This window comes from Actinacidiphila oryziradicis, assembly GCF_005047355.1.
In the GTDB taxonomy this organism is placed as follows: Bacteria; Actinomycetota; Actinomycetes; order Streptomycetales; family Streptomycetaceae; genus Actinacidiphila; species Actinacidiphila oryziradicis.
In genome coordinates, this window is the sequence record NZ_SUMC01000050.1 from 20,180 (window position 1) to 42,530 (window position 22,351).

The following is a 22,351-nucleotide window of genomic DNA, read 5'->3' on the forward strand; positions in this document are numbered from 1 at the left end:
CCATGGGGGTTCAGTACTACAGCCGCACGAGCATTTTTCCGAGGTTGGCGCCTCGGAAAGTGTTGAGAAGAGCGTCGACGGCGTTGTCGAGCCCGTCGACACAGGTCTCCTTGTAGGTCAGGCGGCCATCGGCCAGCCATTCGGTGGCCAGCGCCCGGTATTCGTCGGCGAGATCCTCGTTGTCGTAGACGATGAATCCCTGGAGCTTCAGCCGCCGGACGACAGAGAGCCCCAGGTTCCTGGGCCCGGCGGATGCCTTCTCGCTGTTGTACGTCGCGATGGAACCGCAGAGCGCGAGGCGGCCGAAGTCGCGCATGTGAGTGAGCGCGCCCTCGAGGTGGTCGCCTCCGACGTTGTCGAAGTAGACGTCGATGCCGTTCGGGGCATGTTTGGCCAGTTGTCCTACGACCGGCCCGTCGTGGTAGTCGAAGGCCGCGTCGAAGCCCAGCTCGTCGAGGAGATAGCGGACCTTCTCCGGTGAGCCGGCCGAGCCGATGACCCTGGACGCGCCGAGGTTGCGCGCGATCTGGCCGACGGCGCTGCCGACGGCCCCCGCAGCCCCGGAGACGAAGACGATGTCGTCCTTTTTCAGTTCGGCCATGCGCACCAGGCCCGTATAGGCGGTGAGGCCGGTCATGCCCAGGACGCCGAGGTACGCCGACGCCGGAGCGCGGCCGGTGTCGATGGCCTTCGCCCGGGCGGCGTCAAGTATGGCGTGTTCGCGCCAGCCGTAGTCGTGGACGACCATGTCGCCGACCGCGAACGCGTCATCGGAGGATTCGATCACCTCGCCGACGGCGCCGCCTTCGAGAGCCGCGTCGACCGCGAACGGGGCGATGTAGGACCGGCCTTCGTTCATCCGGCCGCACATGTACGGGTCCACCGACATCACGGTGTTACGGACGAGGATCTGCCCGGGGCCCGGCTCCGGAAGCTCGGCCTCGACCAGACGGAAGTGGTCGTGGGTGGGCCAGCCGGTCGGCCGTGAGGCGAGGTGAATCTCGCGGGTCGTGAGTCTCATGGGGTCTTCCCGTTGAGGATTTCGTGGGTGACGGCCAGCGATTTGTCACCGAGGCCGGCGGCCTGGGCGGCCCTGAGATTGCTGAGGAATCCGCTGAGGATGTTCGCGGGCCGGCCGGTCGTCCGGATGGCGTCGGTGACCATCGCCATGGCCGCCTCGTAGGTGTCGACGGTGGCCTGGTCGGTCGCGTAGTCACCGGAGGTGATCTGCTCCACGCCCTGCAGGATTTCGGCGCGCATCAGCTCCAGCCACCTGATGGCGGGTCCGGCGAGCCGGTCCGCCGGAATTCCGTGGTGGGCTGCGTAGGCGCTGGCCTCGTAGAAGGCACCGAGCGAGACGCAGAGGAATGCCCCCGTGGCGGCGGTGTCGATGACATTCGCCTCGTGGATGGCCGGTCCGGTGTGGACCGTGCCCGAGCCCATCGCGGTGAGGACGTCTTTGTACGTGTCCCAGACGGCCTCGGGACCGGAGAGCAGGATGTCCGCGGTGCCGCCGACGTCCTTGGGGAACGAGAGGACGGCTCCGTCGAGGTAGGTCATGTCCGTTGACGCGAAGGTCTTCCGCATGGCCGCCGCGGCGTCGGCGTCGCCGGAGGTGAGGTTGACGAACACCGACCCGGGGGCGGCAACCCCGGGAGCTATCGACGTCACGACCTCCTCGACCGCCCGGTAGTCGGAGAGCACCGCGACCGTCACCTCGCCCCAGGCCACGGCTTCGCCGGGCGACCACACCGTACGGGCACCGGCATCCGCGAGCGGTACGCACTTGGCCGGGGTGCGGTTCCATACGGCCACGTCGTGCCCGGCGTCCAGGAACGCCTTCGCCACCGCCGATCCCATGAGGCCCATGCCGAGCACGCTGACCCGGGTGGCCGTCATAGCGCGATCCAGGTCATCTTGAGTGCCGTGAACTTCTCCAGCCCGTGGACGCTCTTGTCCGCGCCGTGGCCGGAGAGTTTGCGGCCGCCGAAGGGGACCGAGGAGTCGCCTTCCTCGAAGCAGTTGACCCAGACCATCCCGGCGTCGATGGACCGCGACAACCGGTGGGCCCGGCTCAGGTCACTGGTCCATACCGCCGAACCGAGGCCGTAGTCGGTGTTGTTGGCGATCGCGATGGCCTCGGCCTCGTCGGAGAAGGTGAGTACGGAGAGCACCGGCCCGAAGATCTCGTGCTGGGCGAGCCGGCTGTCGGGGTCGACGTCCACGAAGACGGCCGGTTCCACGAACCACCCGGGACGGTCGAGAGCCTGGTCGCAGCCGAGGACCAGCTTGGCGGGACTCTGGATGCCCTTGGTGATCTCGGCCAGCACCTCGTCGCGGTGGCGCCTGCTGGCCAGCGGGCCGAACTGCGTGGCCGGGTCGAGCGGGTCGCCGATGCGCAGGGCCGAGAGGTGTTCGACGACGCCTGCCACGACCTCGTCGCGGATGGACTCGTGAACGATCAGCCGCGATCCCGCCGTGCACATCTGGCCCGAGTTGAAGGAGATCGCCCAGGCGGCCGTTCTGATCGCCTCGGCCATGTCGGGGGCATCCGGGAAGATGATGTTCGGCGACTTGCCGCCGAGCTCCAGCCAGACCGGCTTGGCGTTGGACTCGCCCGCGTAGGTCAGGAGTTGCTTGCCGACCTCGGTGGAGCCGGTGAAGGTCAGGGTCGCTATGCCGGGGTGACGGCCCAGGGCGGCGCCGGTGACCGGGCCGCTGCCGGTGACCACTTGGAGCACTCCGGCCGGAACGCCTGCCTGGTGGGCCAGTTCGGCTGCGCGCAGCATGGACAGCGATGACTGGCTGGCGGGCTTGAGGACGACGCTGTTCCCGGCGATCAGGGCGGCGGGCACCTTGAATGTCGACAGGGTCATGGGGAAGTTCCACGGCGTGATGGCCGCGATGACCCCGAGCGGTTCGCGGGTCACGACCGCCAGCGCCTTCCCGCGGCCACGGGGGGATTCGTCTATCAGCTTGTCGGCGAGTTCCCCGTACCACCGGATCAGGTTGATGGTGGTACGCAGCTCGATGGACCAGGCGTCGGTGACCGGCTTACCCATCTCCAGCGCCACCAGCAGCGCCATCTCGTCGCGGTGCTCCTCCAGCAGGTCGGCCCACCGGATCAGGACCTCGCCACGCTCACGCGGCTCAAGGCGCGACCAGACGCCGCTGAGGAACGCCTTGTTGGCGCTCTTGACGATGGCGTCGATGTCGTCTTCGTCGGCTGCCGGAGTGTGCGCGATGACCTGGCCGTCGCGCGGGGATGTCAGGGGTGAGGTCGCTCCGCTGCGGGCGCCCGTCCAGGCGCCGTCCACCCACATTCCCTGAGGCAGGCGTACGGACCGGAGCAGGCTGAGCCAGTCGTCCTTCGTGGCGGGTGCGGGCTTACGCGTGCTCATGGGTAGCGATCTCCTTTGCGAGGAAGGGGGTTCCGGAAGCGGCCGCCGTCAGCCAGCCGAAGGCCGGATCTCCGGACGCCTGCCACTCGGGATGCCACTGGACGCCCAGCACCGGACGGCCCGGGACCTCGATCGACTCGATGACGCCGTCCGCCGCGCGCCCGGAGACCACGAGACCGCTGCCGCAGACGTCGACGGCCTGGTGATGCCAGGAGTTGACCCGCGCGCTGGGCCCATACACCGCCTCGGCCAGCGAGCCGGGCGCGAAGGTCACCACGTGGTCGGCCTCGCCGTCGGTCGGGGCCGCGTTCGGCGAGTAGTGCTCCACGGAACCGGCGGGAAGGTCGGCAACGAGCCGGCCGCCGAGCGCGACGTTGAGCATCTGATGGCCTCGGCAGACCCCGAGCACCGGCACACCACTGGCGATCGCGGCGCGGATCAGTGCCACCTCGTACGCGTCGCGCTCGACATCGTGGGCCATGCTGCTGAGCCGGGGGTCGGCGTCCGCCGCCACCACACTCTCGTCGCCGCCCCACTGCCGGGGGTGGACGTCCTGGCCGCCGGTGACGATCAGGCCGTCCAGCCGCTCGGCCGCCTCCGCCGAGCCCGCCTCGAAGGGCAGGTGGACGGGGATGCCACCGGCTTCGGCGACCCGGCTCGCGTAGTCGGAGAAGAAGAAGTCGAAGTGACGCCCGGAGTACCTGGAGTCCATTCGATCAAGCAGACCGGCACTCAGCCGACGCCCCGTAATACCGATCAGCGGTTTCATCACAGCCACCCCACATCGGCGACCACGCGGGTCGCGCTGCCTGAACTCATGGCTTTGAAGCCGTCGTTGATGCCGTGCAGGGTGACGCGTTGCGACACCATCTCGTCCAGCAGCAGGCGGCCTTGCAGGTAGAGGTCGATGTATCGCGGCACATCCACCCGGAACTGGTTCGATCCCATGAAGGAGCCCTGGAGACGCTTCTCCTGGAGGTAGAGCTCCGAGCCCTTGATGGAGATCGGCGCCGTGTCCGGCACCATCCCGACCACGGTGGCAAGACCGCCGGGCCCGAGCATCGCGAACGCCTGCTCGACCGTGCGGCTGCTGCCGACCGCCTCGAAGGTGAAGTCGGCGCCGCCTCTGGTCAGTTCGCGCACGGCCTCGACCGCGTCCGCCTCCCGCGCGTTCACGGTGTGCGTGGCGCCGAATCGTGACGCGGCACGCAGCTTCTCCGGGACGATGTCCACGGCCACCACCTGGGCGGCCCCGGCGATCTTCGCGCCCTGGATGGCGGCCGTGCCGATGCCTCCGGTGCCGATCACCGCGACGCTGCTGCCCGGTTGGACCCTGGCGCTGCGGAAGACGGCGCCCAGGCCCGTAGTCACCGCGCAGCCGAGGATGCTCGCGGTGGCCAACGGCATCTCGGACGGGATGGCGACCAGCGCGTTCTGGTGTACCACCATGGCCTGCGCGAAGGCACCGATCCCCGCGGTGGGCCGTACGGGAACGCCTGCCGCGTTCCGCAAGCGCGGCCGTGGCCGGTCGTGCGAGAGGCTGTCGCGGTTCTCGCACAGCGTCAACTGGCCGTTGGTGCAGTACCGGCACCGCCCGCAGAACACCGACAGGCAGGTGACGACATGGTCACCGGGACGCAGGCCCGTGACATTGGAGCCCACGGCCTCGACCACCCCGGACGCCTCATGACCGAGGAGGATCGGCGGAGTGGTGGCGAAGGTGCCGTTGATCTCGTGCAGGTCCGAGTGGCACAGCCCCGCGTTGATGACCCTGACCAGGACCTCTTCGGGCCCCGGTGCGTCCAGTTCAAGCTTTTCGATGTCGAGTGCGCCGGGTGCGACATTGAGCACCGCCGCGTCGATGACGGCCGCCATCACGGCAGCTCGAAGTAGCGGTTGGACTCCCAGGCGGTCAGCCCGGCGTCCGGTTCACCACCCGTGGTGTGGAACTGCAGCCATTCCCACTGCCTGGTCCCCAGCCAGTAGTCCACCAGTTCCTGCCCCAGGACGCCGGTCAGGAGCGTGTCGGCGCGCAGGGCATCGGCGGCCTTGCTGATGCTGTTCGGGATCTTCGTCGCCCCTGGCGGCAGGCACCAGGCCATGTCGTCGAACGGCTCGGGCGGCTCGATCTTCCCGTCCAGGCCCGCGATGCCGCCGGCCAGCACGGCCGCCAGCACCAGGTAGATGTTCGCGTCTGCGCCGGGCGTCCGGTACTCAAGGCGCGAGTACGACGGATGGCCGACCACCGCACGTACCGCTGTGGACTTGTTGCCCACGCCCCACGCGACGGTCGTCGGAGGCCCTTCCAGTTCCTGCAGCCGCCGGTACGAGGTGATGGTCGGCAGGGCGAACGACGTCGCGGGCACCAGCGTGGCCATGACGCCGCCGAGGAAGTGGCTCATGACGTCCGAGAGGCCGCCGCTCTCGTCGTAGAAGGCGTTCTGCCCGTCCTGGGTCAGCGATACGTTGATGTGCGAGGCCTGCCCGTACTCGTCGCACCACTTGGCCATGAACGACACGCAACGGCCCTGTTCGAAGGCCACCTCCCGCATGACCTGCCGGGTGCGGGCCCAGTGGTCCGCCGCCGTCACTGGGTCGGCGGGCGCGACGTTGAACTCGATCTGGCCCGAGGCGGCTTCGTCGCCCCACGCCTCCCACGGGATGCCCAGCTCCTCCAGCCGACGGGCGACCGCCAGCATGTAGTCCTCCCAGTCCTTGGACTTTGCGAGGTGATAGGCAGAGCCCGCCTGCCCGCCGAGCGGGGTCAGATCGCGGTAACCCTTTGCGCGGGCCTCGTGGATCGACTCCTCGAAGACGGTGGCCTCGATCTCCACGGCGACCTTCGCGCCGTATCCCCGTTCGGCGAGCAGTCCGGTGATCCGCTGCAGCGCGTTACGCGGACACGCCGAGACCGGCTTGCCGTCCGGGCCCCAGAAACCGCCGATGACGGACGCCCGTCCGGGAGACCATTCGACGAGGGTGGTCGGGTCGACATGCAGGAAGATGTCGGCGAGGTCACCTCGCCACTCCGGCATCGCGAACCCGAACTGCGGCACGTTTCCCATGTCGAGGCCGAACGCCACATCGGCGAAGGCGAAGCCCGACTTGAGTCCCGAGCCGAACTTCCGCGGCGACACGTTCTTCCCGATGAACGCGCCTTCGAGATTCGTGCCCTCGACCCGGACGGAGTCGATGCGGTGCTCCCGCAGCCAGTCGTCGATGTTCTCAGGCATGGAACCTCACCTTCAACGATGCTCCCGCCATGACGGACAGCTGGGTCATAGTGCCCCGCACCGCGATCGAGCCGGTGTAGACCTCGTCGAGGAAGAAGTCGGTACCGGTCAGCACTCGCGACAGCTTCTGCGCCTCACCGCTGATGAGGTAGCGCGGGGAACCGGCGCCAAGCACCAGCTCTTCCTCTCCGCACGCGATGACGAGTTCGTGCGGCATCCCGGCGTCCTGCGAGGTGAACTCCCAGAAGCTCCGCGCGGCATCCCGCCACGGCGGCAGGGGCGGTTCGAGGATCCGGCGTACGGCGGCCACGAGAGGCGACCCCGGCTCGGCGCCGTCGACCGACTCGACGGCGAACCGGTCGGCGAGATCCACCGTGAGAACCGCGTCAGCCTCCGGCACCGCACCATGGTCAACCGTCGCCCGGCCCGCCCCGAAGCGGATCGTCACCGCCTGCGGGTCGTCCTTCGACCTCACGACGACCGTGTCCTGGAGCGTCTCCATCAGGCGGAGCAGCTCCGGGACACGGGCACTGGCCCGGAGGGTGCGTCCGACCGACAGTACGAGGGGGGTCGGATCGTCCTCCAGCAGCACCGGGAAAGCGGGGTCCGTCATGTCCGGCCCTTCCTTGGGAGAGCTGTCAGAGCTTCAGGTATTCGGCGAGCTCGGTGTAGTCGACCTGCCACAGACCCGGAGAACCGGTGGGGTACTGCGAGCGGAAGCCGATGAGGCGCTGCACGTGCGGGGACAGCGTCCGGGCGAGGTCGTGATCCACGATGAACGGGTACGCCTCCTCCGGGGTGAGGAAGCCAGGCTGGAACGCCCAGGCGACCCCGCGCCGGTACTGGTCCTTGGTGCGGTTGGCGCCGCCGCCGTGGGCGACCTTGCCGTTGATGAACAGGACGTCGCCGGCCTTCATCTCGGCCGGGATGGTCATCTCGGGGGTGCCGCGGTCCTCGTAGTCGGGCCAGTGGCCGCTGCCGGGGATGACCCGGGTGGCGCCGTTCTCCTCGGTGAAGTCGGTCAGCGCGATCAGAAAGTTGATCATGACCATGGGGCCCGCCGGGCCCATCCCGACGAACGGGTAGTTGTTCTCCAGGTCCCTGTGCAGCGGCTGCGCGGCGTTCCCCGGGCCGATCTCGATGACCTGGGCGGTCGTCATCCAGTACGAGCCGGACTCCTCGTTGAACATGGCGTCGGCGAGGGGCTTGACCAGCTCGTGGTCGATGGTCTCCTCTCGGAACGTCTTGCTCAGCGAGACGAGGTTGGTCAGCCGCTTGGTGTTCTTGCCGTGGAAGTCGGCGATGCCTTCCATCTCGTTCTTGGTGCCGGGGGACAGCGCCTGCATCGCGGGCTCGACCTCGGCGTTGAACCGGCTGACCTGATCCCGGGTCAGGAACTTCTTGATGATCACGCCGCCGTCTTCGGCAACGATCGCCAGGATGTCCTCGACCGAGGTGCTGCTGGGCACTGAGCGCAGCGCCGTCTTGGTACTCGCGGTGGGAGCTGTCATCACCTATCGCCCCTTTATGTGTCGAGAGAGGTGGGCACAGAGGGAGGAAATACTTATGGTCACATGACCTGATCGCATGAACAGAATGTGTCACCGTTCCAAGGCGTGTCAATGGTTCACGTGAACTCATCGAAGATCGCCAGCGAAGGCGAGGGCGGCAAGGCGGCTCGCCCACCAGGTGCGTGGCAGGCAGACGGCCCCGCCTGTCACGCTATTGGGGCGGCAGGCGTGGCCGGCCTCGCCGGAAAGCGAAGGCCCTGTCCGCCTCGGCGAGCACGTCGCGCCACAGCCGGCCCGACTTGCGGATACACAGCGCCAAGCGCCCGACCTCCCCAAGCTACGAGCGCGGGTTCGATGCCGTCATCCACTCCAGCACGAATCCCCAGGTCAGCGACTTGAGGCTTGTTTATTGTCTAGACCAATATGCCTTCTCCAAGCTGTGGGTGCCGATAATTGCATCCACGCAGTTCAAGCGGCGTGTGCGTACTCATGGAGGATGCCGCCGAGTCGATCACGCCGGTGGACGTCGAGGCGGTCGCGTCGGTCCGGCTCGGTGATCGGTTCGGGGACTTGCAGCAGGGGCGCCGCGCTGTGCAAGGTGCGGTGGGGCCGATGCTGGTTGTAGAACGCTTCGAACTCGGCGAGCGTGTGGAGCAGGTGGGCCCGGTTCCAGATCAAGGTGCGGTCGAGGAGTTCGTGCCCGCAGGTCCGCACCCAGCGTTCCATAATCGAGTTCATCCGGGGAACCCGGATGCCAGTGGTGACGATCTCGATGCCCTCGGCGGTGAAGACCGCGTCGAACGCGCGGGTGTACTTGGTGTCCCGGTCCCTGATCAGGTGCGTGACCGCGGCGCCGACGTCCTCGAGGTCCATCACCAAGTTCCGGGCGGACTGGGTGACCCAGTCCGCAGTGGGATGGGCCGTCGCGCCGAGGATGCGGATGCGACGGTTGGCGTGCTCGATGACGGCGAAGACGTACACGCTCGCACCGTTCAGAGTGGTGGCGGTGAAGAAGTCGCACGCCAGGATCGCGTGGGCCTGGCCGCTCAGGAACGCAGCCCACCTCTGACGGTCGCATTCGGGAGCAGGCTCGATCCCGTGCTGCTTCAGGACCTCCCACACCGTGGAGGGCGCGACCTTGATACCCAGCGCGGCAAGTTCCCCGTGGATCCTTCTGTAGCCCCACCCGCCGTTCTCCCGGGCCAAGCGCAGGACGAGAGCCTGGATGGAGCGAAGGGTCGGCGGTCTGCCGGGCCGCTTGCGACGGGAAGCGTCGGCGTGGCGACGGCACATGAGATCACGATGCCACCTCAGGACCGTGTCCGGGGAGACGATCAGGTGCAGCCGCCGCAGCGTGGGCCTGGGGAGCCGGTGAAGGAGCGCGGCAAGGAAAGCACGGCCCACCACAGTGATGCGCGGCCTGTCGATCTGCCGCTGCAGGACCGCCAACTGATGCCGGAGCGTCAATATTTCGACGTCCTTGTCCAGATCGCTCATCGGCAGCAGCCGTAGGAGGGAGAACACGCTCGACACGGCGAGGTAGGGCAGTCGCAGCAGCACGATCCATCAGCCTCTGACACGCCCGCCCTGCGATCAACGGCCGTTCGCGAAAACGTGCACGTCACAGGCCATGGATGGGGTTTTCGGCACCCGCAGCCTCGACAGTGAGGCGGGCCGACATCGACGGTAACATCGAATCGATGCATATATCGATTCGATGTTATACATGAGAGGATGACCACATGCTGGAACTCGCCATACTGGGCTTCCTCGCCGAAGGTCCACTGCCGGGGCATGAACTGCGCCGACGGGTCTCCTCGCTGACCGGCTTCACTCGCCCTGTCAGTGACGGCAGCCTGTACCCGGCCATCAACCGCCTCGCCAAGGCCGGCCTGCTGGAGCGGCAAGCGGACCCACGTGCGGGCGCCGCCCGCTATGTGCTGAGCCCGACCCGGGCCGGACGCGCCGACATGCTCAGACGGCTGCGCGAGCCGGCCGACCACGAGATCACCGACTTCACCCGCTTCTCGACGATCCTGTCGTTCCTCTCCCAGCTCCCGGACGTCGCCCAACGCCACGCTGTGCTGCGCCGACGCCTCGCTTTCCTGGAGGAACCGGCGAGCTTCTTCTACGACGGCGACCGCCCCATGTCCGCCGAGCAGGTCGCCGACCCCTATCGGCGCGGCCTGCTCCTCACCGCCCGCGCCACCAGCCGGGCCGAGCGCGCCTGGCTCCACGAGGTCCTGGACGAGAAGGCTCCCGACAGCCCGTGAAGGCCATGCTTCGGCTCCCACGAACGAAAGCAATTCTGGAGGCACTGCCATGTTCGCGTCCTGGTACGACCGTCAGGGTTCGGCTGCCGACGTCCTGCGCGTCGGTGAATTGCCCGACCCCGAGCCCGGACCCGGCGAGGTCCGCGTCCGGGTGACCATCTCGGGAGTCAACCCCTGCGACACCAAGAAGCGCCTCGGTTGGCTCGGCTCGTCCATGCCGTACCCGCGCGTGATCCCTCACAGTGACGCCGCCGGGGTCGTCGACGCCGTCGGGAGCGGTGTCGACACCAGCCGAGTGGGTCAGCGCGTGTGGGTGTACGGCGCCCAGTCCTATCGGCCCTCCGGCACCGCCGCGCAGTTCACGCTCCTACCCGACCAGCAGGCCGTCCCGCTCCCCGACCACCTCGGGGACGAGCTGGGCGCGAGCCTCGGCATCCCCGGCATCACCGCTCACCGTGCGGTGTTCGGCGATGGTCCCGTCGACGGCCGGTTCGTCCTTGTGCACGGTGTCCTCGGCGGTGTGGGCTCGCTGGCGTCCCAGCTCGCCCGCTGGGGCGGAGCCACTGTGATCGGCACCGTACGCCGCACCGCCGACTTGGACGGGGTGGATCCGGCTGTGGTCCCGCACACCGTAGCCCTGGACACGGAGGATCCGGCAGCGGCGATCCGCGCGCACGCGCCGGACGGAGTACACCGCGTCGTCGAAGTGTCCCTGTCTGCCAACGCCGACCTGGACAACGCGGTTACCGCACTCGGTGCTGTCGTCGCCGCCTACGGTACGAGCGCGAAACGCACCGAACTGCCCTTCTGGCCGCTGCTGTTCAACAACGTCACCCTGCGCCTGCTCGGCAGTGACGACTTCCCGGCCGAGTCGAAACGACAGGCCGCCCGCGACCTCACCTCCGCGGCTGCCGTAGGCGCCCTGACCGTGGACATCGGCGACCGCTACCCGCTCCAGAACATCGCCGAGGCCCACGACCGGGTCGACGCGGGCACACGGGGCCGGGTACTGGTCACCGTCGCCGGCTGACCGGACACCCATGACGTCGCGACGGGCGTCGCGTGAGGCGGGGGACGTCAGGTGCGCTGCGCCACCTACGCCTTTTCGGTCACCGCCGCGCGGTCACACCACACGTCGGCCGAGTCGACCACACGCCGAGCCGCGATTTGCGCGGCTCGGCCGCCGTCACCGGTATGTCGTGGGGCCGACTCACATCGCCGTTCCGGTCATTGACCGGTCATGACGGGGGCCTTCGGCGCAGGAGGACGGGCAGCGGACGCGAGTCCGCCGGTCACCCGGTCCGTCCACCTGCTCATGAAATAGGTCAGCACCGCGGCGATCACGAAGAAACCGGACATAATGAGCAGTCCCCGGTCCGTCGATCCCGTCGCGTCCTTGAGCACACCGACGACATAGGGTCCGGCGAGGCCGCTGAGGCTGGCGAGGCCGTTGACCATCGCCAGGGCCACCGCGGCGAGACTGCCGGCGAACACCTGAGCCGGCATCGACTGGAAGGTGGACAGCGAGCCGAAGAAGCCCGCTCCGGCGAAGCTGATGCCCGCAAGGGCGATGACGGCGCTGCCGCTCGACGCAGCGACGACGAGGCCTACGGCGCCGGCCAGTTGCAGGATGGTCAGGTGCCAGGTGCGCTCGCCGGTCCGTGTGACGTTGCGGGCGACGAGCAGCATGACGACGGCCGAGAAGACCCACGGAATCGCTGACACGAAGCCCGCTCCCGCGTCGCTGAGATCGAACTGCTCGCGGACAATGGTCGGCAGGAAGTACGTGATGGACCAGTATCCGATGGACATGCAGAAGTAGAGCAGGACGAACATCCAGGCGGCCGGGCGCCGCAGCACTGCGGACAACTGCCTGAACTCGTGTGCTGTCGCGTTCTCACCCTGAACTCCGGACCGGGCCAGGTAGGCCTTCTCCGATTCGTCGAGCCAGGACACTTCCCGCGGGGAGTTGGGCAACCGGAACCACATGTAGATACCGAGGAGGATCGCGGGCACCCCCTCGATGAGGAATGCCCAGCGCCAGCCGGCGATGCCCAGCAGACCGTGCATCGACAGCAACGCCGATGTCACCACGGAGCCGATCGCGAGAGCGACGGGAACTGCCAGGTTCATCATCGAGTAGGTCTTCGTCAGCATGCGTGGCGGGCACCACATGGCCAGGAACAGCAGTGCGCCAGGAGAGAATCCGGCTTCGGCGATGCCGAGCATCACCCGCACGACGTAGAGCGTGGCCTCGTTCTGCACCACGCCCATGAGCATCGTGACGACGCCCCAGGAGAGCATGATCCGGGCGATCCACCGACGCGCACCGAACTTGGCCATGGCCATGTTCGAGGGGATCTCGAAGAAACAGTAGCCGATGTAGAAGAGTCCCGCGGCAAGCCCGAAGGCGGCCGAGGTGAGCCCCAGATCGTTCGACATCGGATCGGCCAGCACGCCGATGTTGGCGCGGTCGATGTAGGAGATGAACATCCCGAGCATCATGATCGGGATGATCCGCAGCAGCATCTTGCGGTAGATCCGGACCTCGATGTCGGGTGGCGCCGCTGCGCCGGCAGGATTCGTCATTGAACCTGATTCCTTGGGTGGCGGGGAACGCGGATTCCGGCAGGCCTCGTCGGCCTGCCCGGGTGAAGGGGCAGGAGGCATGAAAGGTGCAGGCGCACCACGCTGCCGCGTACGGCCGCGTGGTTCGTGGTGTGGTCAGACGGGAGCGTTGTTCACCGTCATGCCGCCGCAGACGTACAGGGTCTGGCCGGTGACGAATCCCGCACGGTCGCCGAGGAAGTAGCCCGCGGCGTGGGCGATGTCGCCCGGAGTGCCGAGGCGGCGTACCGGGACCGACTGCACGATGGCCCGGGTACGGGGCGAGTCGGCAGGGTTCGCCCGCGTGAACAGGTCCGTGGCGATCGGGCCGGGACCGATGGCGTTCACGGTGATGCCGTGTTCGCCCAGCTCCAGTGCCCACACCCGCGTCAGACCGATCAGCGCGGCCTTGGACGCCGTGTACGCGGTGCGGAGCTCCTTGCCGAGGGCCGCCCGGGAACTCATGTTGACGATGCGGCCGAAGCCGGCTGCTTTCATGCCGGATAGCACGGCCTGGGCACACTGGACGGCGCAGCGCAGGTTGAGCGCGTATGCGGCATCGACCTCGGCGAGGGTCTGCTCTTCGAGGCTGTGCGGGAAGACCGCGCCCACGTTGTTGACCAGTCGGGTCACCGGGCCGTCGGCCAGAGCCGCGTCGAGGGCGGCCGCGGTGGCGTCGGGGTCGGACAGACCCGCGGTGACGGCCTGGCCCACGGAAGCTTTGTCCCGGTCGATGACCACGACGTCCCAGCCGAGCGAGAGGCCTTCCTCGGCTATGGCGCGGCCGATACCGGAAGCTCCGCCGGTGACAAGAAGCCGTTGGGTGGGATCAGTCATGTCAAACCGTCGCAATCGGGGTTACGGGAGAACCGGTGGCGCGGCGCAGGCGCAGGGGCGGCGCGGTGAGCAGGCAGCGGGAGCGACCGGCCTCGCGCAGATGCAGCGCAAGATCGCTCAGCCACCACAGTTCGCCGAGGTGGACGCCCAGTTCGAAGAGGCACAGGCGATGCAGGGGCAGAACCGGTCGGCCGGGACGGGCTGTCGGGTCGGGGAATGCCTCGACGGCGTGGTTGTCGGCCGCGATCGCCGCTACTCCGCTGTCGCGGATCCACTGGTGCAGTCGGAGGTCCGTGCCGTCCAGGACGGCGCAGGTGTTGACGGTGTCCGGGGGCGGCGGGTCGTCGCGCTCGACCCAGCGCCGGGCTTGGCCGGTGTGCAGGAGGAGGATGTCGCCGACCTCGACGTCCACGCGGTCGGCGTTCATGACGGCGGCCAGCTGTTCGTACCCGATCGTGGTGCGGGCAGTGCCGTAGTGGGCTTCGAGGTCGATGAGGACCGCGCGGCCCTGGACGCCATGGCGTGCCATGTGGCTGATGTCGACCGGACCGGCGTCCGATGTGGAGGCCATGCCGTCCGCCAGGCCGTCGAGCTCGGCGAGGCTGGGTGCGCCGGCCTGCCGGCGATCGGCGGGGCCGGTCACGTCGGTGCCGGCGCGCCAGCCGTTGTAGTAAACGGGTTCCGCCGTGTCGTCGCCGTCGGCATCGAAGTGGGCACCCACGTGCCCGAAGGCATCCCATTGTGTGGAGTACTGGGTGTGCAGGACGACCAGGTCGTCACTGACGACGTCGGTGGCGCCGGGGTGGGCCACGCTCATGTCGCAGTTGAAGTTCACCGCGCCGGAGCGCAGGGTCGGGCGGACAACAGGGGGAAAGCGGTTCGGACCCAGGACGGTCCCGCCGGGCCGGTCGAGGGGCAGCGACAGGCAGAAGGTGATGCCGTCGTGCACCTCGGCCAGGCCTTTACGGACCTGATCGGGGCCGATCAGGTTCAGGCGTCCCAGTACATCGTCCGTACCGAATTCTCCCCAGGTCGAGCCCTCAGGCCGTCGTGTCCAGCGGACTCCGGCTGGCCTGTGCGGGGGCGGGACGGGGGGCTGGGTCACGGTCTCTAGTCCATCACCTGGTGGATTTCGATGACGTTGCCGGCCGGGTCGGTGAGAAAGATCTGGTCCCAGCCCTTGACGGCCCACTCGCCGTAGTCGGCGAAGGGGACGTTGTGCTTGCTCAGGTGCTCGCGCACCTCGGCGAGGTTGTCGGTGCGGAACGCGAAGTGACCTGTGAGAAGGGGGTTGATGGAGTGCCCCATGCGCGGGCCGAGGTAGGCCTGTCGACGGCTGGCGTGGATCTGCAGTACGTCCTGGCCGCCCTCGCCGGCGTCGAAGAAGGCGACGTTCTGCCGCCAGGTGCCGTCCTCCTGCAACTCGTCCTCCTCGTGTCCCTCATGGTTGATCATGGGGGGCAGCGGACCCATCTTCAGGCCGAGCACCTCGGAGTAGAAACGGTGCAGTTCCTCCATGTCGTCGGAACACACGTTCACATGCTGGAGACGGAGATCCATCGTGGTGCCTTTCTGATGCGCTCTCAATGGGGCGAAGGGCCGGGCTGTGCAACGGGCGGTCGGGCCTTGACCACGCCTCCCTGGCTTGTGGGATGACCAGGGCGACCCATGCGGTCCGTTTTCGGGACGCCGCTCGTGCCCGGCCCGGTGACGGCATCATTTCCCACGAGAATTAACAGGTCCAATACCAATGCGCTGTCCACTTGTAACCTGTGGGTATCAATAGGAGGGGAGAACCATGGATCTGCGCGACCTGGAGGCCTTCGTGGCCGTGGCCGAGGAACTCCACTTCGGGCGCGCCGCGGCCCGCCTGCACATGGCTCAACCGCCGCTGAGCAACCGCATCAGGCGTCTGGAGCACGAGCTGCGTCTGCAGCTGTTCGAGCGCAGCACCCGCACGGTGACGCTGACCGACGCGGGCAGGCGCCTGCTGGACCCGGCGCGTCGGACCCTCAACCAGGCCGCGGTGACCGCGGAGGTGGCCGCCTCGATCCTGTCCGGCGAGGAAGGACGGGTGCGGACGGGCTTCGCCGGGGCTTCCAGTCAGCGACTGCTGCCGATGCTGGCCACGGCCGTGCGCCGCGCCCACCCGCGCATCGGCCTGGTCCTGAAGTCCCAGACCTACGTCTACGCCGCCTTGGAGGAACTGCTTTCGGGCGAGCTCGACCTCGCCTTCGTCCGCCTGCCCATCGCCCATCCTGAACTCAGCCACCGCGCTGTGGAGGTGGAGGAGCTCGTCTGCGCACTGCCTGCCGACCACCGCCTCGCCGACCGTGAGCGCCTGCGGTTGAGCGAGCTCGCACAGGAGGACTTCGTGAGCCTGGCGCCGGACCAGGGATCGATGCTGCAGGCGACGATGATGTCGCTGTGTCACGCGGCCGGTTTCCGGCCACGCATCACTCTTCTCGCCCCGGATTCCAGCACCGTGCTGGCCCTGGTCGCGGCCGGTGCGGGCGTCACCATCACACTGAGCTCCGTGTGCCCTGTCCAGTCCGTGGGCATCGTCTATCGCCCGCTCGAGTCGATCCATCCCAGCCACCTCGTCTCGGCGCTCGCCTGGCGGACGGACAACCCGTCACCGGCGCTCGCACGGGTGGTAGAGGTCAGTCAGACTGCGCTACCCACCCCGGATTTTGCAGCTTCGGGTATCAATGATCTCCCCATTGGTATTGGCCAGGTTTAGATGGGCGAGCGTAACGTCCCTGTCACCTGGCGCGTCGCAGCCCCAGGGACCACCTGCGCAGAAGGAGCGATCGTCGGTGACGCAACACACGGACGCCATCCCCGGGCCCGACAGCCATGACAGCACGGCGCCGACCACCGTGACATTCGTCGGAGCAGGAGCCATCGGCCTGCCCATGGCCTGCCGTCTGGCCACCGCCGGCTTCAAGGTGACCGCTGTCGACCCCAGCCCTCATACCCGTGCGCGGGCGCGGGAGGCCGGTCTGCTCACTGCCGCCGATCTCCAGGATGTCCCGCTCCTCGGCGACATCGTCGTCGTCATGGTGGCGACCGGCGACCAGGTGCTGGACGCCGTCGGTGCGGCCACCGCTCGCGGCCCGCTCACCGGCCAGACCTGGGTCATCGGTTCGACCGTGGGCCCCAAGGTCGCGGAAGTGGCGGCCGGCCGACTTGCCGCGGTCGGGGCCCAGGTCGTCGACGCGCCAGTCCTCGGCGGTGTTCCCGGGGCCGAGGAGGGCGCCCTGCGCATCCTGGCCGCCGGCAACCCGTCGGCCCTGGACCGGGTGCGCGACCTCTTCCAGCCACTGGGCCAAGTCGCCGAGGTAGGCGACCAGCCCGGTCAGGGCCAAGCCGTCAAGGTCGTCAACCAGCTGTGCAGCTCGGTGCATCTGGCCGCGGCAGCCGAAGCGCTCTCACTCGCCGCCCGCCTGGGCCTCGATCCCGCCCGAGTGGTGCCCGTCATCAGCGGCAGCTCCGGTTCCTCCTGGTTCCTGGAGGACCGCGGATCCCGGATGGCGGCCCCTCCCGCCCCGGATGAAGTCCTCACGCGCTTGGCGATCCTGGCGAAGGACAACGCGCTCGTGGTGCACGAGGCCGACCAGGTCGGCGCACACACACCGCTGGCGCGCGCTGCCGCCGGTCAATACCGGCAGGCCGCGGAGCAGGGCTTGCTCGAACTCGACGACAGCCAGATCATCCGTACCTACCTGCCCGGCCGCTAGCGAGCACGTTACGCCCCGTCCGCCTGCCTCCGCGTACGGGGCTCGCGCGGCGCCATTCGTACATGCGGCGCCGTCCATGTCCTTTGCATGCGAGCACGGGGTGTATGCGCGGGTCCCCTCCCCGACTCTCTGCCGGCGGCCAGCGCCGCGGAGCCCATGCTCCCCTGCGGCTGCCTGCGCCCCCGGAAGCCGGGGGTCGGACAGCGCCTGCCCTCCGATCACCGAGCATTCATGCAGCCATGTGCCACTCCCTGCCTGACCGTAGGTTCCGGCCCACCCACGCTCGGCGCAGTGCCCGCGCCCCGACAAGGAACCTCATGAAGATCACCAAGGTCGAAGCCATTCCCTTCGCCATCCCTTACCGCAAGCCCCTCCGATTCGCCAGCGGCGAAGTGCATGTCGCCGACCACGTGCTCGTGCGTGTCCACACCGACGAGGGCCTCGTCGGCACGGCAGAGGCGCCACCGCGTCCGTACACCTACGGCGAGACTCAGGAATCGATCGTCGCGGTCGTCGACAAGATCTTCGCCCCACAGATCACCGGACTCTCCGCTCTCGGGCGGGAGCAGGTGCACGCGCGCCTGGAGCGGACAGTGGGCAACCCGACTGCCAAGGCCGCGCTCGACATGGCCCTGTGGGATGTCATCGGCCAGGCAGCCGGCATGCCGGTCAACGAGCTGTTGGGAGGCTGGTCGGACCGAATGAGGGTCAGCCACATGGTCGGTTTCGCTCCTTCCGACGAGATGGTCGCCGAAGCAGAACGGATCCGGGACATGTACGGCATCTCGACCTTCAAGGTGAAGGTCGGCCGCCGGCCCTACCGTCAGGACGTCGATGCCTGTCGAGCGCTGCGCACCGCTCTGGGCGACGACGTGTGCCTCTACATCGACGGCAACCGTGGCTGGAGCGCCTCCGACTCCGCCCGCGCCCTGCGGGAGATGGCCGACCTCGACCTGGACTTCGCCGAGGAGCTCTGCCCCGCCGACGACGTCCTGGGACGACGTTGGCTCGTCTCCCGGAGCAGCATTCCGTTCGTGGCCGACGAGAGCGTCCCCACCCCTGCCGACGTCACCCGTGAACTGCTCGGCGGCAGCGCGTCCGCCATCAGCATCAAGACCGCCCGCACCGGCTTCACCTCTTCCGCCCGAATACTGAACCAGTGCGAGGCCATGGGCGTCGAGGTCGTGATCGGCAACCAGATCGACGGCCAGATCGGCACCCTGTGCGCGGTCGCCTTCGGCGCCGCCCACCGCGCCACCACTCGTCGCGCCGGCGAACTGTCCAACTTCCTCGACATGACGGACGACCTGCTCGCCGAACCCCTCGTCATCTCCGACGGCACCTTGCGGGTACGTGAGGGCGCCGGCCTGGGACTGGCCATCGACCCCGAGAAGCTGGCGCGCTACCGCCAGGACCACTGAGAGGAATCCTCACTTCATGAACAAGGTCGCAGCCTCGGCGGAAGATGCCGTCGCCGACGTCCACGGCGGTGCCTCCGTGGCCGTCGGCGGATTCGGCCTCAGCGGTGTGCCGACCGTGCTGATACAGGCACTTCTCGATCGCGGTGTGCGTGACCTGCACGTGGTCTCCAACAACTGCGGCGCCATGGACACAGGTCTGGCAGTCCTGCTCGCGGCGGGACGGATCGCCCGTGTCACCGGTTCGTACATCGGTGCGAACAAGGAGTTCGCCCGGCAGTACCTGTCAGGTGAACTGGAGGTGGAACTCATACCGCAGGGCACACTGGCCGAGCGGCTGCGTGCGGGCGGTGCGGGCATCCCCGCCTTCTACACACCCGCCGGCATCGGCACCCAGGTCGCAGAGGGCGGACTGCCCTGGCGCTACGACGAGCACGGTGACGTGGCCGTGGCCTCTCCCCCCAAGGAGGTCAGGGACTTCGGAGGCACACCTCACGTGCTGGAGCACGGCATCCGCACCGACGTGGCCCTGGTGCGCGCGGCACGCGGAGACCGGCACGGCAATCTCGTCTTCAGCAAGTCCGCCCGCAACTTCAACCCGCTCGCCGCGATGGCCGGGCGCGTCACGATCGCCGAGGTGGAGGAGCTGGTCGAGCCCGGCGAGATCCCCCCGGACGCCGTGCACATACCTGGAATCTTCGTGCAGAGAGTCGTCGGGCTGACCCCGGAACAGGCCGTCGACAAGAAGATCGAGAAGCGGACGGTGACGTCGTGACGGGTTAGAACCGTGAGCAGATGGCCGCGCGCGCGGCCCTGGAGCTCCGCAGTGGGCAGTACGTCAACCTCGGCATCGGCCTGCCCACACTCATACCGAACCATCTTCCCGCAGGAGTGGAGGTGGTGCTCGAATCGGAGAACGGGATCCTCGGCACCGGACCCTACCCGTCCGACGACCAGGTGGATCCGGACTCATCAACGCCGGCAAGGAAACCGTCACGGTACTGCCGGGGGCGGCGTTCTTCGACTCCGCCCTGTCGTTCGCGATGATCCGCGGTGGTCACGTCGACGTCGCCGTCCTGGGCGCCATGCAGGTCTCCGCACACGGCGATCTCGCCAACTGGGCCGTGCCGGGCAAGATGATCACCGGCATAGGTGGCGCCATGGATCTCGTTCACGGTGCGCGTCGGGTCATCGTGGTGATGACTCACACCGCCAAGGACGGCAGTCCGAAAATCGTCCAGGAGTGCTCGCTACCGCTCACCGGGCGTGGCTGCGTCGACCGGATCATTACGGACATCGGCGTCCTGGACGTCACCGTCGACGGTCTCGCACTCATCGAGACAGCGCCCGGACTCTCGGCCACTGACCTCGCCAAACGCACGGCGGCGGAGATCCGGATGCCTGACATGACCAACAGCTGACCGAACCGTACGTCGTCGCGGTCACTGTGTCTGCTGCAAGGCGCTCTCGTCTCCGTCAAGACCCAGCTGCCGCAGCTTGCGGTACAAGGTCGTCCTGCCGATTCCCAGCAAGGTCGCCGCTTCCGACTTGTTGCCGGCAGCGGTGTCGAGCGCCCTGATGATGGCGTCCCGCTCCGCTTCTTCGATGAGGCCCAGTCGGCGGCGGGGCGGGGCGTCCCTCAGCCGCTCCGGCAGGTGACGTCGCTGGATCACCGGCGTCGGTACGTCCCTGACCAGCGCGGTCACGATGTCGACGAGTTCCGTGATGTTCCCGGGCCAGTGCCACTGGACCAGGGCCTGAAGGGCCGCCGGAGAGAACGCGTGCCTGCCCTGTGGGTCAGCTTGCTGCAGGACGTCCCTGACCAACCCCGGTATGCGTTCTGGTGTCCGTGCCAGCGTCTCGGTCCGTGCCAGGGGTCCGATCCCGTCGATGATCCGCCGCACGGCCGCGGGCGCGTACTCGCTGCAGGCCGTGATCCACAGCGTTCCCCGCCGACCGGCGCCCTGCGTCGCCGACCGCTGCCCGGCGACGAGTCGCGAGAGGTGGTGCGCATCGTGCTCCCCGACGTTCTCCACGCGCCGGACGAGTACATCCGTTCCCTCGGCAAGACGTTCCGTGAGGGTCGCCCAGGGAGTGTCCTCGGCGGAGGAGACAACGGTCGTCCACAGCGAGGTACCGGACTCGCGCCGGGCATGCAGTGTGCGGGCGGTCGTGGCCCGGCCCGACCCCGGCATGCCCTCCACCAGTGCGACGGCGCGGCGGGTCTCGGCGGCGGGGGTGGGGGCGGAGGTGGGGGCGGAGGCGGACAGGACCGAGCGCCGGCGTTCGCCCGTCACGGCGTATGACGAAGCAGTGGGGCCGGGCTCTCGCAGATCGTGGAAGTTGAGCACGAAATGCGCTCGAGGCCCGTCCAGAACCCGTCGCGCCACCACTTCGACGCTCGTGTCCTCGACCAGAAGACGCGCGGTGTCCCCGGACGACCAGTCGTGCGAGCTGAGCAGTTCCCACAACATCACGTGTGAGTGCACGCTCACATACGGCAGACCCGGCGTGTTCGCGAGGAGTGACTCGTGGTCCATGACCACGGTCGGTCGCCCGGAGTTGGTGAAGCGCATGAAGGACATGGCCAGTGCCAGGTCCTGCGGGCGTGCGGTGGCCCGCAGCCGCTCCTCGATCTGCTGCCCGATCTCCTTGGTGAGCGACACCATGAGCCTGCTGGCCGTACCCACCGGCCCGCCCAGCGACACCGAGGCGATGACAGCTCCGGCGGGGGTGCGCACCGGGACGGCGGCGCAGACGAGTTCGGAGAGTGCGTCGTTGTAGTGCTGGCTGCCCTGGACGTACACCGCGCGGCCTTCGACGATCGACGTTCCCAGACCGTTGGTGCCGACGGACTCCTCCGAGTAGTCGAATCCCTCAGCGGCATGGGCGTTGTCCAGGCGCCGGCGCAATCTGTTGTCGTCCGCGCGCCGGGCGACGATGCTGCCCGCACGGTCACTGAGGAACAGCGTGGTTCCGGTGTCCGTCAGGTGCTGCTGCCAGCGGTCCAGTACCGGACCGGCCGCTCGGCACAGGACGGAGTCGGTGTCGATCTCGTGCTGACGTCGACACGGGGCCGATCCGTCCACGCTGTTGCTGATGGAGCGGCGCCAGCTGCGCAGAATGAGGTCGGGGATCAGGCCGTCCGCGCGGACCTCGCCCAGGAGCCCCACGCGCATCAGTTCCTGACGTGCTTCCCGCACCCGGTCGGGCACAGCGAACCACCTCCCTTGCCGGTCCGTGCCTCCACAGTGCCCGCTCCCCCGGGGCAATTCCAATACCCGGTGGGTCTGGAACTTGTCCTGATTCAGATATCGCCCCTGGTCAG

The 22,351-nt window shown here is 68.3% G+C and carries 20 protein-coding genes and 1 pseudogene; 7 read left to right on the forward strand and 14 right to left on the reverse strand.

Features of this window, described 5'->3' with window-relative positions:
• Positions 1 to 16: 16 nt before the first annotated feature.
• From FCI23_RS35310 to FCI23_RS35350, 9 genes are all read right to left on the reverse strand, one after another.
• Positions 17 to 1,021, reverse strand: coding sequence for an NADP-dependent oxidoreductase (locus tag FCI23_RS35310; RefSeq protein WP_136728256.1), 1,005 nt, complete (start codon positions 1,019 to 1,021; stop codon positions 17 to 19).
• Positions 1,018 to 1,899 (reverse strand): NAD(P)-dependent oxidoreductase, encoded by an 882-nt coding sequence (locus tag FCI23_RS35315; protein ID WP_136728257.1) that lies wholly within the window; start codon positions 1,897 to 1,899, stop codon positions 1,018 to 1,020. The genes FCI23_RS35310 and FCI23_RS35315 overlap by 4 nt, the downstream gene beginning before the upstream one ends.
• Positions 1,896 to 3,401, reverse strand: coding sequence for an aldehyde dehydrogenase family protein (locus tag FCI23_RS35320; RefSeq protein ID WP_136728258.1), 1,506 nt, complete (start codon positions 3,399 to 3,401; stop codon positions 1,896 to 1,898). Before FCI23_RS35320 ends, FCI23_RS35315 begins: the two co-directional genes overlap by 4 nt.
• Positions 3,388 to 4,170, reverse strand: a complete 783-nt coding sequence (locus FCI23_RS35325) for a gamma-glutamyl-gamma-aminobutyrate hydrolase family protein (RefSeq protein WP_136728259.1) — start codon at positions 4,168 to 4,170, stop codon at positions 3,388 to 3,390. The genes FCI23_RS35320 and FCI23_RS35325 overlap by 14 nt, the downstream gene beginning before the upstream one ends.
• The gene (locus FCI23_RS35330) at positions 4,170 to 5,276 is read right to left on the reverse strand and encodes a Zn-dependent alcohol dehydrogenase (RefSeq protein ID WP_136728260.1); all 1,107 of its coding nucleotides are present in this window, start codon (positions 5,274 to 5,276) and stop codon (positions 4,170 to 4,172) included. The genes FCI23_RS35325 and FCI23_RS35330 overlap by 1 nt, the downstream gene beginning before the upstream one ends.
• Complete coding sequence (locus FCI23_RS35335; RefSeq protein ID WP_136728261.1) at positions 5,276 to 6,634, reverse strand: glutamine synthetase family protein; 1,359 nt, start codon at positions 6,632 to 6,634, stop codon at positions 5,276 to 5,278. The genes FCI23_RS35330 and FCI23_RS35335 overlap by 1 nt, the downstream gene beginning before the upstream one ends.
• A complete protein-coding gene (locus FCI23_RS35340; protein ID WP_136728262.1) occupies positions 6,627 to 7,247 on the reverse strand; it encodes an SCP2 sterol-binding domain-containing protein in 621 nt (206 codons plus the stop codon). The genes FCI23_RS35335 and FCI23_RS35340 overlap by 8 nt, the downstream gene beginning before the upstream one ends.
• 25 nt (positions 7,248 to 7,272) lie before the next feature.
• Complete coding sequence (locus FCI23_RS35345; protein WP_136728263.1) at positions 7,273 to 8,145, reverse strand: phytanoyl-CoA dioxygenase family protein; 873 nt, start codon at positions 8,143 to 8,145, stop codon at positions 7,273 to 7,275.
• A 468-nt stretch (positions 8,146 to 8,613) separates the two neighbouring features.
• Complete coding sequence (locus FCI23_RS35350; protein ID WP_136728264.1) at positions 8,614 to 9,705, reverse strand: integrase core domain-containing protein; 1,092 nt, start codon at positions 9,703 to 9,705, stop codon at positions 8,614 to 8,616.
• A 182-nt stretch (positions 9,706 to 9,887) separates the two neighbouring features.
• On the opposite strand from FCI23_RS35350, the gene FCI23_RS35355 reads away from it, so the two are divergent.
• Together FCI23_RS35355 and FCI23_RS35360 are read left to right on the forward strand one after the other, a co-directional pair.
• Complete coding sequence (locus FCI23_RS35355) at positions 9,888 to 10,418, forward strand: PadR family transcriptional regulator (protein ID WP_136728265.1); 531 nt, start codon at positions 9,888 to 9,890, stop codon at positions 10,416 to 10,418.
• Between the two features lie 49 nt (positions 10,419 to 10,467).
• Positions 10,468 to 11,448 carry an NADPH:quinone reductase gene (locus tag FCI23_RS35360; RefSeq protein ID WP_136728266.1) on the forward strand — a complete coding sequence of 327 codons (981 nt, stop codon included), beginning with the start codon at positions 10,468 to 10,470 and terminating at the stop codon, positions 11,446 to 11,448.
• 197 nt (positions 11,449 to 11,645) lie between these two features.
• Here the strand turns inward: FCI23_RS35360 and FCI23_RS35365 are convergent, their stop codons facing one another.
• From FCI23_RS35365 to FCI23_RS35380, 4 genes are all read right to left on the reverse strand, one after another.
• Positions 11,646 to 13,007: an MFS transporter gene (locus FCI23_RS35365; RefSeq protein WP_136728267.1), complete on the reverse strand. Its 1,362-nt coding sequence runs from the start codon at positions 13,005 to 13,007 to the stop codon at positions 11,646 to 11,648.
• Positions 13,008 to 13,142: 135 nt separating this feature from the next.
• The gene (locus FCI23_RS35370; protein ID WP_136728268.1) at positions 13,143 to 13,862 is read right to left on the reverse strand and encodes an SDR family oxidoreductase; all 720 of its coding nucleotides are present in this window, start codon (positions 13,860 to 13,862) and stop codon (positions 13,143 to 13,145) included.
• Between the two features lies 1 nt (position 13,863).
• Entirely contained in the window at positions 13,864 to 14,967 is a 1,104-nt protein-coding gene (locus FCI23_RS35375; protein ID WP_136728269.1) for a cyclase family protein, read from the reverse strand.
• Between the two features lie 5 nt (positions 14,968 to 14,972).
• The gene (locus FCI23_RS35380; protein ID WP_136728270.1) at positions 14,973 to 15,422 is read right to left on the reverse strand and encodes a VOC family protein; all 450 of its coding nucleotides are present in this window, start codon (positions 15,420 to 15,422) and stop codon (positions 14,973 to 14,975) included.
• Positions 15,423 to 15,660: 238 nt separating this feature from the next.
• Between FCI23_RS35380 and FCI23_RS35385 the strand changes: the two genes are divergently transcribed.
• From FCI23_RS35385 to FCI23_RS35405, 5 genes and pseudogenes are all read left to right on the forward strand, one after another.
• Positions 15,661 to 16,605 carry a LysR substrate-binding domain-containing protein gene (locus FCI23_RS35385; protein WP_136728271.1) on the forward strand — a complete coding sequence of 315 codons (945 nt, stop codon included), beginning with the start codon at positions 15,661 to 15,663 and terminating at the stop codon, positions 16,603 to 16,605.
• 76 nt (positions 16,606 to 16,681) lie between these two features.
• Entirely contained in the window at positions 16,682 to 17,605 is a 924-nt protein-coding gene (locus tag FCI23_RS35390) for an NAD(P)-dependent oxidoreductase (protein WP_169317081.1), read from the forward strand.
• Positions 17,606 to 17,922: 317 nt separating this feature from the next.
• Positions 17,923 to 19,026 (forward strand): mandelate racemase/muconate lactonizing enzyme family protein, encoded by a 1,104-nt coding sequence (locus tag FCI23_RS35395; RefSeq protein WP_136728273.1) that lies wholly within the window; start codon positions 17,923 to 17,925, stop codon positions 19,024 to 19,026.
• A gap of 16 nt (positions 19,027 to 19,042) precedes the next feature.
• Positions 19,043 to 19,798: a CoA transferase subunit A gene (locus tag FCI23_RS35400; protein ID WP_136728274.1), complete on the forward strand. Its 756-nt coding sequence runs from the start codon at positions 19,043 to 19,045 to the stop codon at positions 19,796 to 19,798.
• A 20-nt stretch (positions 19,799 to 19,818) separates the two neighbouring features.
• A pseudogene (locus FCI23_RS35405) lies at positions 19,819 to 20,444 on the forward strand (3-oxoacid CoA-transferase subunit B).
• Between the two features lie 21 nt (positions 20,445 to 20,465).
• Here the strand turns inward: FCI23_RS35405 and FCI23_RS35410 are convergent.
• A complete protein-coding gene (locus FCI23_RS35410; protein ID WP_136728275.1) occupies positions 20,466 to 22,238 on the reverse strand; it encodes a sigma-54-dependent Fis family transcriptional regulator in 1,773 nt (590 codons plus the stop codon).
• Positions 22,239 to 22,351 lie beyond the last annotated feature (113 nt).

Coding starts and splice junctions, on each gene's coding strand:
- FCI23_RS35310 (WP_136728256.1), bottom strand. CDS start 1,021: ATGAGACTCACGACCCGCGAGATTCACCTCGCCTCACGGCCGACCGGC.
- FCI23_RS35315 (WP_136728257.1), bottom strand. CDS start 1,899: ATGACGGCCACCCGGGTCAGCGTGCTCGGCATGGGCCTCATGGGATCG.
- FCI23_RS35320 (WP_136728258.1), bottom strand. CDS start 3,401: ATGAGCACGCGTAAGCCCGCACCCGCCACGAAGGACGACTGGCTCAGC.
- FCI23_RS35325 (WP_136728259.1), bottom strand. CDS start 4,170: ATGAAACCGCTGATCGGTATTACGGGGCGTCGGCTGAGTGCCGGTCTG.
- FCI23_RS35330 (WP_136728260.1), bottom strand. CDS start 5,276: ATGGCGGCCGTCATCGACGCGGCGGTGCTCAATGTCGCACCCGGCGCA.
- FCI23_RS35335 (WP_136728261.1), bottom strand. CDS start 6,634: ATGCCTGAGAACATCGACGACTGGCTGCGGGAGCACCGCATCGACTCC.
- FCI23_RS35340 (WP_136728262.1), bottom strand. CDS start 7,247: ATGACGGACCCCGCTTTCCCGGTGCTGCTGGAGGACGATCCGACCCCC.
- FCI23_RS35345 (WP_136728263.1), bottom strand. CDS start 8,145: ATGACAGCTCCCACCGCGAGTACCAAGACGGCGCTGCGCTCAGTGCCC.
- FCI23_RS35355 (WP_136728265.1), top strand. CDS start 9,888: ATGCTGGAACTCGCCATACTGGGCTTCCTCGCCGAAGGTCCACTGCCG.
- FCI23_RS35360 (WP_136728266.1), top strand. CDS start 10,468: ATGTTCGCGTCCTGGTACGACCGTCAGGGTTCGGCTGCCGACGTCCTG.
- FCI23_RS35365 (WP_136728267.1), bottom strand. CDS start 13,007: ATGACGAATCCTGCCGGCGCAGCGGCGCCACCCGACATCGAGGTCCGG.
- FCI23_RS35370 (WP_136728268.1), bottom strand. CDS start 13,862: ATGACTGATCCCACCCAACGGCTTCTTGTCACCGGCGGAGCTTCCGGT.
- FCI23_RS35380 (WP_136728270.1), bottom strand. CDS start 15,422: ATGGATCTCCGTCTCCAGCATGTGAACGTGTGTTCCGACGACATGGAG.
- FCI23_RS35385 (WP_136728271.1), top strand. CDS start 15,661: ATGGATCTGCGCGACCTGGAGGCCTTCGTGGCCGTGGCCGAGGAACTC.
- FCI23_RS35395 (WP_136728273.1), top strand. CDS start 17,923: ATGAAGATCACCAAGGTCGAAGCCATTCCCTTCGCCATCCCTTACCGC.
- FCI23_RS35400 (WP_136728274.1), top strand. CDS start 19,043: ATGAACAAGGTCGCAGCCTCGGCGGAAGATGCCGTCGCCGACGTCCAC.